Origin of the sequence: Roseovarius sp. MMSF_3298 (assembly GCF_030733705.1) — a bacterium.
GTDB lineage: Bacteria > Pseudomonadota > Alphaproteobacteria > Rhodobacterales > Rhodobacteraceae > Roseovarius > Roseovarius confluentis.
Map to the genome: position 1 here is coordinate 1 of NZ_JASHIN010000057.1, position 7,628 is coordinate 7,628.

At 55.3% G+C, this 7,628-nt stretch carries 11 protein-coding genes and 1 pseudogene; 5 read left to right on the plus strand and 7 right to left on the minus strand.

All coding sequences use genetic code 11. The features are described from left to right. Nucleotides 1–72: 72 nt before the first annotated feature. Nucleotides 73–551, plus strand: a pseudogene (locus tag RBB18_RS22955) (IS3 family transposase); the annotation flags it as partial. Nucleotides 552–643: 92 nt separating this feature from the next. On the opposite strand, the gene RBB18_RS22960 reads toward RBB18_RS22955, so the two are convergent. The 6 genes from RBB18_RS22960 to RBB18_RS22985 form a co-directional block, all read right to left on the minus strand. Then, nucleotides 644–1,108 carry a hypothetical protein gene (locus tag RBB18_RS22960; RefSeq protein ID WP_306112624.1) on the minus strand — a complete coding sequence of 155 codons (465 nt, stop codon included), beginning with the start codon at nt 1,106–1,108 and terminating at the stop codon, nt 644–646. Between the two features lie 283 nt (nt 1,109–1,391). Then, nucleotides 1,392–2,018 carry a hypothetical protein gene (locus RBB18_RS22965; protein ID WP_306112623.1) on the minus strand — a complete coding sequence of 209 codons (627 nt, stop codon included), beginning with the start codon at nt 2,016–2,018 and terminating at the stop codon, nt 1,392–1,394. A 483-nt stretch (nt 2,019–2,501) separates the two neighbouring features. Continuing rightward, complete coding sequence (locus RBB18_RS22970; protein WP_306112622.1) at nt 2,502–2,699, minus strand: type IIL restriction-modification enzyme MmeI; 198 nt, start codon at nt 2,697–2,699, stop codon at nt 2,502–2,504. A gap of 30 nt (nt 2,700–2,729) precedes the next feature. After that, nucleotides 2,730–2,993, minus strand: a complete 264-nt coding sequence (locus RBB18_RS22975) for a ribbon-helix-helix protein, CopG family (RefSeq protein ID WP_306112621.1) — start codon at nt 2,991–2,993, stop codon at nt 2,730–2,732. Then, nucleotides 2,986–3,600 (minus strand): ParA family protein, encoded by a 615-nt coding sequence (locus tag RBB18_RS22980; protein ID WP_306112620.1) that lies wholly within the window; start codon nt 3,598–3,600, stop codon nt 2,986–2,988. The genes RBB18_RS22975 and RBB18_RS22980 overlap by 8 nt, the downstream gene beginning before the upstream one ends. 204 nt (nt 3,601–3,804) lie before the next feature. After that, nucleotides 3,805–4,134 carry a hypothetical protein gene (locus tag RBB18_RS22985; protein ID WP_306112619.1) on the minus strand — a complete coding sequence of 110 codons (330 nt, stop codon included), beginning with the start codon at nt 4,132–4,134 and terminating at the stop codon, nt 3,805–3,807. Between the two features lie 426 nt (nt 4,135–4,560). On the opposite strand from RBB18_RS22985, the gene RBB18_RS22990 reads away from it, so the two are divergent. The 3 genes from RBB18_RS22990 (at nt 4,561) to RBB18_RS23000 (ending at nt 6,099) form a co-directional block, all read left to right on the plus strand. Then, a complete protein-coding gene (locus tag RBB18_RS22990) occupies nt 4,561–4,947 on the plus strand; it encodes a hypothetical protein (RefSeq protein WP_306112618.1) in 387 nt (128 codons plus the stop codon). After that, nucleotides 4,944–5,675, plus strand: a complete 732-nt coding sequence (locus RBB18_RS22995; protein WP_306112625.1) for a recombinase family protein — start codon at nt 4,944–4,946, stop codon at nt 5,673–5,675. The genes RBB18_RS22990 and RBB18_RS22995 overlap by 4 nt, the downstream gene beginning before the upstream one ends. A 196-nt stretch (nt 5,676–5,871) precedes the next feature. Further along, nucleotides 5,872–6,099, plus strand: a complete 228-nt coding sequence (locus tag RBB18_RS23000; protein WP_306112617.1) for a hypothetical protein — start codon at nt 5,872–5,874, stop codon at nt 6,097–6,099. 94 nt (nt 6,100–6,193) lie between these two features. Here RBB18_RS23000 and RBB18_RS23005 read toward each other — a convergent pair whose 3' ends face one another. Then, entirely contained in the window at nt 6,194–6,976 is a 783-nt protein-coding gene (locus RBB18_RS23005; RefSeq protein ID WP_306112616.1) for a replication initiation protein, read from the minus strand. 357 nt (nt 6,977–7,333) lie between these two features. On the opposite strand from RBB18_RS23005, the gene RBB18_RS23265 reads away from it, so the two are divergent. Beyond that, on the plus strand, nt 7,334–7,594 hold the full coding sequence (locus tag RBB18_RS23265; RefSeq protein WP_371931693.1) for a helix-turn-helix transcriptional regulator: 261 nt from the start codon (nt 7,334–7,336) through the stop codon (nt 7,592–7,594). Nucleotides 7,595–7,628: the final 34 nt, after the last annotated feature.

A 7,628-nucleotide genomic window follows, 5' to 3' on the forward strand; every position in this document is an offset into this window, starting at 1 on the left:
CGGTCACCTCGTTCAAAGCCTTCGTAGACCTGGCCTGCGCTATGGCGTGGATCAGCTAAATGCAGACGCCGCCTAGATCGCGAGATGCTGCAGGATGTCATCCGGCGAAAGATCTGAAGCCTGGTCGTTTGCGCGAACTTGTTCGCGGGATGTGCAGCGATTGGGCGGTCTCGATCCGAACAGCCTGTGGGGCCATCGGCTTTGACCGTTCGACGTTTCACTACAAATCCCGCCGCGCCGACCAGGCTGCCGTGGAGACGCGGATCAGGGAGATCTGCGAAACACGGGTCCGTTACGGCTATCGCCGGGTTCACGTGCTTCTGGAACGTGAGGGCTGGGGCATCAACATCAAGAAAGTCTATCGCATTTACAGGGAGTTGGGCATGCAGCTCAGGAACAAGACGCCGAAACGGCGGGTAAAGGCGAAGCTGCGCGACGACCGCGCCGCCGCCGTTGGGCCGAACGATGTCTGGGCAATGGATTTTGTCCATGACCAGCTGGCAACGGGCAAGAAACTTCGGATTTTGACGGTCGTGGACACGTTCTCCCGGGGCGGTTCAATACTTTGCGCGAAGAACATCAAACTACAATGGAACGGTTAAAAAGGTAGGGCGTTCGATGGTTCACTCTAAATCCGCCTATTTTAGAAGCGACCGGACAGGCGGTTCAGGTAATCCATGATCCCGGCCAGGGCGCGATCAGACAGGACGTCGTGTTCCCGGCAAAGCCGCTCATAGGTGCGCCAGTGCATTCCCTTGGGCTTGCCCCAGTCGGAGCCTTCGAGGACGCCCCTAGGCCAGCCCATCTTGTCGCGGATACGATCCGCCCGCCGTGCAGCTCGATCTCCCGGCTTTTCTCGCTTGGAAGGGTAGGCTAGCCGGTAGCAATGACGGCACGCGAAGATTGCCCCGCCGTAGAGGATGGCAACCCGGCGACCGCAGCCCCGAGCTGGGCAGAGAAACCAATGCCGCTCGCCTCCCATGTGACAAGGCGTGGTGTCGAGATAGACGGGATAGCGTTCCGGTTGCCATTCGCCACCCCACTTCCGGTGACGATAGTCCAAGATCACACGCTCCGGCTCTGACTGAAGATTGATCGAGGCTGTCACCTCACCCCCCCGCGACCAGGTAATTTGGTGACTGCCCCCGGAACCCAGAAGCCCCTCACGCTTCAACCATCTAATGTCAATCGAGCGGTAGCCGTCAGTTGTATTCGCCCCAAATTGTAAATGTCGCCCGCTACCTGATCCGCCCATAGTTCACCTCAGATTTTTCCGAAATCATTTGAAAAATTCTCAAAGCTGTCTCTGACGTGCTGCCCGCTTACGGCATCCTTCACAGCAATACTTGGCATCTGACCTGCGCCATGGTTGCCAATCCTCTCCACACCAATCACACTGCCATGTACTGCGCGGTTGCGCCTATGGCCTTTGAAATGCCAAAACGCTTGCCTTGGATTGGGCCGGTGCCGCCATTCTGCCACCTTTCAGGCTTGCGCTTATTGGGCACTGATCTTCCGTAGCGGCGTATCCATGACGGTTCCGACTTTCCAAGATATGCCGCTAACCCTTCTGCGCCGCGACCACGTGGTGCCCGTGTTCTAAAATGCCACGAGCGGCAAAATGATTGTGCAATGGTGGTTGCCTTACTTGTGTTGTCTGTGGGCGCGTCTGTCCATCGTGCAACCTGTTCGGCGAAACCACCGTGCATGTGCTGTGGCAGGTGAAGGCCAAGGTGCCAATGTTCGCCAGATTGGCCGTGCTTGCCGCCTGCGTATTCACGGGACCAGATTACAACCCACGGAATGCCCCGTGCTACGGTCCACTTTCTCGCCAATTCGATGAAGCCCTGCATGCCGTCCCATAGGTGGCCAATGCCGAAGACACCGTCGGAACTGAGCCGCTGCAAGTGTTCCGCATTAACTGTCAGCAGTGTGTTCACTGGACAGCCAATTTTCTCAGAGAACCGCGCCGCCTTCATCAGCCGAGATTGTGCGCCGATAGGTAGGGTGTTCGTCACCGGATACCGCACTGATACCCTTGGAGAGGAATATACTAGTGACGGGTAACCCTTTGTGTCAGGTTCAACCGCTATTGCGGTGTCCGGGTTAAGTGGTCCGTTCTGTATCAATAAATTCTCCGCCCATTACTGACCGATGTTCAGACTTTCTGAGGCCAGTTTTATAGAAAAAACGGAAGCAAAACAAGATATGGGAGAACGTATAAAGAACATGTCGCTATAAGATCAACATGTAGTATAACCTGCAGGCTTGCATTGCATGTCTATCAACTTGATGAAGATCCAGGCTCACTCTGAGCAAAGGAGGCTTTGGGCGTAGCGCAGCGCGCAGCCGGTATGATGGCTATCATACCTCTTCGTAGTCTAAGGTTGTTCAAAGGCCGACGACAACGAAGGAGAGCACGATGACCGAGACCATGATCGGTCTTTCGATTGTGATCGCCAAGCGCGATGGTGCGGATTTCCATCGCTGCATACGACTGTTCAGGCTTCACAGAGCCATTTTACAATGGACTTTTTGTGACCACCTTCATAGCGGGCAACAGATCGGCGCTCTACGCCAAAGATCGCAAAGAAGTCGTTGTAGAAGGTTTGTGTCTCACCCTTCTCATATGTGGCATCGTCGTAGGTGCGTGCGAAGTTGGCAGCGCGAGTGCGGATTTCGTTGAAGCTAAGGCGCAATCGTAGTTCCTTAATTACGTAAATACATAATCACGCATCTGCGCGGTTCAGATAATCGGCTAGTGCAGCCTCTAAAATAGCTTGGTGCGTCTGGTCAGTTTCAGCCGCATGAAGCCTCAGGCGCTTGTAGGTGTCGCCGTCGAGGGCAAGCGTAAGTCGCTTCTCGCCTGGTCGCTTGGCCGGTCTCTTGTCCTGGGCCGCCCCCTGCCCTGCCCCGCGTTGCGGTATGCCGGTATCGGTCGGGCGGCTTTCAGTGTTCAACAGGCCATCGAGGGCCACGGGTTTTTTAGCCATCTAGTATCCCCTTCACGTATTCCCACACGGCGGCAATTTCTGCCCCTGCCTTTTGGTCAGTTGTCTCAGACACGCCCTGCCCCGTCGCGCCGGTTTCGGCATATGAGACACGCTGCGCGATATTCACCGGGGCAACGCGGCCATGTTGCGCCAGCACGCGGGCGGCTTCCTCTGTGATCCGCGCACGCGGCGTCTGAGACAGAGCAAAGACAAACGGCACCTTCGCGGCGTTCACGGCGGCAAAGGTGGCCCCCACGGCCCGCAGATCGTCCGGTGAGGGGCGAACCGGAATTAGTGCTAGATCAGCAACCTCAAGCGCCTGAGCAAGCCACTCTGGGGCGGCTGGCGGCGTGTCGATAATGCAAAGGTCGAAACGTGCCTTAGCCGCGTCCAGCGTGGCGCGTAGCGCGTGAGGTGCCGGATCACGGTCCAGCATTGCAGGGGTTTCTGCTTCGCGGCTTTCCCACCACCCTCTGAGCGAGCCTTGCGGGTCCAGATCGAGGCAAAGCACCTTCTGGCCATCCAGAGCGGCGGCAACGGACAGGTTGCGGGCCAGCGTGGTTTTCCCGGCCCCGCCTTTCTGAGCAGCTATCAATATCGTTCTCATGGTTGGAGAAGCTAATGCCGTTGTGTAAAACCGCAAACGCATAATTTCACAGATGCGCACTTGCGGAGTTACGTAAGCGCATATCTGCAGGGAGTGCGCTGGGATCGACCCTGTGTCGAAGGCTGCTGGCCTGCGGCAAGCGCCCTGCCCATCACGCGCCAGGATCGCAGCAGGGGAAGCGAAGCGTTCTACTGCGTTTCTGCGTCAGTCATCATATGGCGGTAGGCGATTAGCCCACTTGTAGCGTTCCTTAGGGTCCTTGGGTGGGCCGGATGAGGCAATTTTTGCTTTTGCTTTTGCCTGGGCCTGAAGAATTTCTACTTCGTCTCTCAGCCGCCGCACTCTGTGTCTAATATATGCAGAGCGTGTCTTGCCATCGTCGCCTTCGCCGTCTGCTATCGATCTTGCTTGTGCAGCTGAATCAAGTTGACCTACTTCAATCTCTTCCCAAGGAATTTTGTAAAGTTCGTCTTCCAACAGGCGACCATCAAGGCCGAGCAAACGCGATTTTAAAGAATCCAGTGTTGTGCCCATCGTTCGATTCCTACAGTTCGTTGCATAAGCTGCTACCGCCATTCAACGACCTCGACAATGGGGCTACCTTCGGCATCGACTAGACTTCCGATCAACGCGCGGGCACTGGGTTTCATGCGGAAAGATATTTGATTGGGTCAGCGTTCGGTCTTCATTTTGCGCGTGCCGCGTCCCTCTTTGTTGCAGGCCAGCCTCCTTTGACGGCGCGGTGACGTCGATCATCCCGCCCAAGTATAGGCCACTTTTGGCCTAGCTTCGCCAGCTTGGTTAAGAAGCTTACCGCAAATGTGTGATGTCGCAAACGCACAGAACCATGTTTACGTATTTACATAAATACGTAAAAATATATACGTATAAAAACATAACGGACGTAGAGAGTTTGTACAATCCGCCGGAACGCCAACTCTGGCTAAAGGAGAAACATGGATGACGAGTTTCGCTCGCAAAGCTGAGATTACGGAGCGAAGCCAGGAAGACATCGACCTTCGACTTAAGGACGACCGAAGTCGCGCCATTGGCCAGCGGTTAATGAAGTGGACGCAGCAGAAAGAAGTCCCCGAAACACCCACCTTGGCTGAGCGTCTGGCCGACATTCATTTCTTTCCTGACGGCCTTCGATATGGATACGCCCTTCAGGGGACTCGTGACGGCAAGGTTTTCGGATCACACCAAGCTGTTTGGTTCCAGAGCGCCGAAGAAAGGGACGAAGCAGCTAGAGCCGCACTGGCCAGCAGCCGCAGCTACTACCTCAGGACCTACCGTTACCAAAACCAGCAGGACGGTAACACGCTCCGCAAGGAGACAGGGCAATAAACTTCGTCACCTACCTCCGCGTGTCCACCGAGCGCCAGGGCCAGAGCGGCCTGGGGCTGGAAGCGCAACGCGCGGCGGTAGCGGCGCACGTCCTGGGTCGGGGCGAGGTCGTGGCGGAATTTGTCGAAGTGGAAAGCGGCAAACGGTCGGATCGCCCGGAACTGGCGCGGGCGCTGGCAGAGGCGAAGCGAGCAGGGGCTGTGTTGCTCATTGCCAAGTTGGATCGTCTCGCCCGGAACGTCGCCTTCATCGCCAACCTTCTAGAAAGTGGTGTCGAGGTTACGGCGGCGGATATGCCAGAGGCGAACCGTTTTGTGCTGCACATCATGGCCGCAGTCGCAGAACAAGAGGCAGAGGCTATCTCAAAGCGCACTAAGGCGGCACTGGCGGCGGCAAAGGCCCGCGGGGTCAAGCTGGGGTGGTCTATCCCTGAGCGGGCTTATGAGCAGCGTCAGGCGGCACGGAAGGGGGCGGCGGTGAACAAGGCGCGGGCGTTTACTCATGCGGAGAATTTGTTGCCGGTGATCGAGCAGATCAGAGCAGGGGGGGCGTCCCTTCGCCAGGTCGCGGTGGAATTGAATGCGCGTGGGATCAAAACTGCACGTGGTGGCAAATGGTACGCAACCACGGTTCGGAATATTCTAACGATGGCATACGGTGCTGAGGAACGCGCAGCTTATGCGACGAGCATAACCAATGGGACCGGCTCAGCTGGAGCGCATTCTTGATAGGATATAGAGAGTATCTTTGAAGGTTTTTTTGTGGGTTTAGTATCAGCTTATATCTCGGGATAACCCACATATTATCCTTTACTTAATTGGGGATAGTGAAAGTCTCTTTCAAGAGACCCGGATTCATTTTTTTGGGGTCTGTATCGCTTTGGATACGCCTCAAATTCTAACCTCTAACCAAGGAGCAGAAGTTATGACTTCTCTCGAAGAACCCCTAGATACAGCTCGCGCCATTGGTCGCGTGATCCGAACCCGAGCCAATGCAATCAGCGACCTTGGGAACCAAATTGTTGAGCTTCCTGATCCGAATAAAGTAACTCCCGAAGAGTGGATAGTCCTGTCGGACGCTTTAATAAAGCTTTTGAAGGAGCTGCACGAGGAGATTGAAATCTTTGCGCAGAAAGCCAGCTACGCAACGTAGTGATCTACAAAAACTGACCACACCCAGCTTCCTCATCCGGGCGAAGCTGGGTGATCTCATCTGGAACAGTATTGCGCGGATCCTACCGGCATTCCTACTCTATCACCTCCGGCGGCAACATTTCCTCAACGGTCCCGGTGATCCGCGCCTTGCGGCCTACGCGGGGGCGTTGCAGCTCGGCATAGGCGGCTTTCCGGCCCTCAATGTCCTTCGCACCCCAGCCGATCATAACGCCGGTCACGCGCCGTCCAGTCTTCTCAGGTAGCACGGTCACGGTGAAGTCAGACAGGGCGTTCACCTCCAAAAGGGCGGGCTTAATCGCGTATTGGTTCAGGTTGCCATAGGTTTCGAGCTTCCCAGGTTCGACGCCTAAGAGTTCCCGAAAGTCATCCAGGGCGAACCGTTCGGTGAACACATGCTTGAGCCGCACACGCCGTGCCACGGCTTCATAGAGAGCCAGGGCATACTTCGAGGTGAAGGCCCGCAACACCTCCAGCTCTAGCTTGGCAAAGACGGTGGAATCTTTAAGCAGCAACGCCAACTCGGGCGGGATCGAGTATTTCAGGTTGCCGCGTTTTCGTTTTGGGTCTGACAGGTTGTTCCAGCCTAGGAGCTGCACACGGTCGGTTGATCCATCCGGGCGCTGGATCGTCACCACGGTCGTCATTAGGGCTTCAATCGACTGCACAAGCCGATCATTGCTTTCATGCGTCTCTCTTAGGTCGGCAACCGCGATTTCAAAGCGCCTGCCCTCTGACGCCAGGTCTGGCCCAAAGGCATGGCGCAACAGCACATTGAACAAGCGCCGGTCTGCCAGCGTCAGCCTGGACGCGCCCTTAACCTCGATCAGCTCAGCAGGCTTCACCATCTCGCCCATGTTAGGGGCAATATCGAGCGTCCGCTTATTATTAGTTCTGGGGCGGGTCGATTCTGACAAAGCGTTTCCGTTAGTTAGCGATTCTCCCAAAGCTAAGATTAAACCCGTGCCAGAGGCAAGGTGTTGTGTCTCGATACGGACTGCGCACAAACCGCCCGATTCCTAAGCGATAACCGCCCCAAAACTAATAGATAACCGCCCCAAAACTAATCCGTCCTCGCCCGACCCCTAAGAGTTTGGCGGATTTATCTTTTTAGATCATCATATTACGCGCCCCGAAGTAAGAAGATTCTAGAAGAAAAAGAAGAAGGCTTAACAACCTTCAAAAACGCTCAAAAATTGCGCGCTTACGCAATTATGCGTATACGTAAAATCACGATAAACCTGAAAGGCAACAAGTGTGACACCCAAACTTTCGACATTCTAACCGTCTCTGAGTTTTGTGAAGCCGTTGGGATCAGCCGCAGCACCTGGCACAAGCTGAAACGCCAAGGGAAAGCACCTGCTATCATCAATATCGGTGGTATCCAAAGAATACGCTGGGAAGCTGTCGAAAAGTGGCTTTCTGAAAATGATGAAGTGGTCCTATCATTTCGGACAGGTTTGCAGCGTTTCTAAGGTGTATCGGGTTTAGGTTTCATGCTGCTTTTAG

Excerpts from the sequence above, each read along its gene's own strand:
- RBB18_RS22975 (WP_306112621.1), bottom strand. The coding sequence starts at position 2,993 with ATGGCTAAAAAACCCGTGGCCCTCGATGGCCTGTTGAACACTGAAAGC.
- RBB18_RS22980 (WP_306112620.1), bottom strand. The coding sequence starts at position 3,600 with ATGAGAACGATATTGATAGCTGCTCAGAAAGGCGGGGCCGGGAAAACC.
- RBB18_RS22985 (WP_306112619.1), bottom strand. The coding sequence starts at position 4,134 with ATGGGCACAACACTGGATTCTTTAAAATCGCGTTTGCTCGGCCTTGAT.
- RBB18_RS22990 (WP_306112618.1), top strand. The coding sequence starts at position 4,561 with ATGACGAGTTTCGCTCGCAAAGCTGAGATTACGGAGCGAAGCCAGGAA.
- RBB18_RS23000 (WP_306112617.1), top strand. The coding sequence starts at position 5,872 with ATGACTTCTCTCGAAGAACCCCTAGATACAGCTCGCGCCATTGGTCGC.
- RBB18_RS23005 (WP_306112616.1), bottom strand. The coding sequence starts at position 6,976 with ATGGGCGAGATGGTGAAGCCTGCTGAGCTGATCGAGGTTAAGGGCGCG.
- RBB18_RS23265 (WP_371931693.1), top strand. The coding sequence starts at position 7,334 with ATGCGTATACGTAAAATCACGATAAACCTGAAAGGCAACAAGTGTGAC.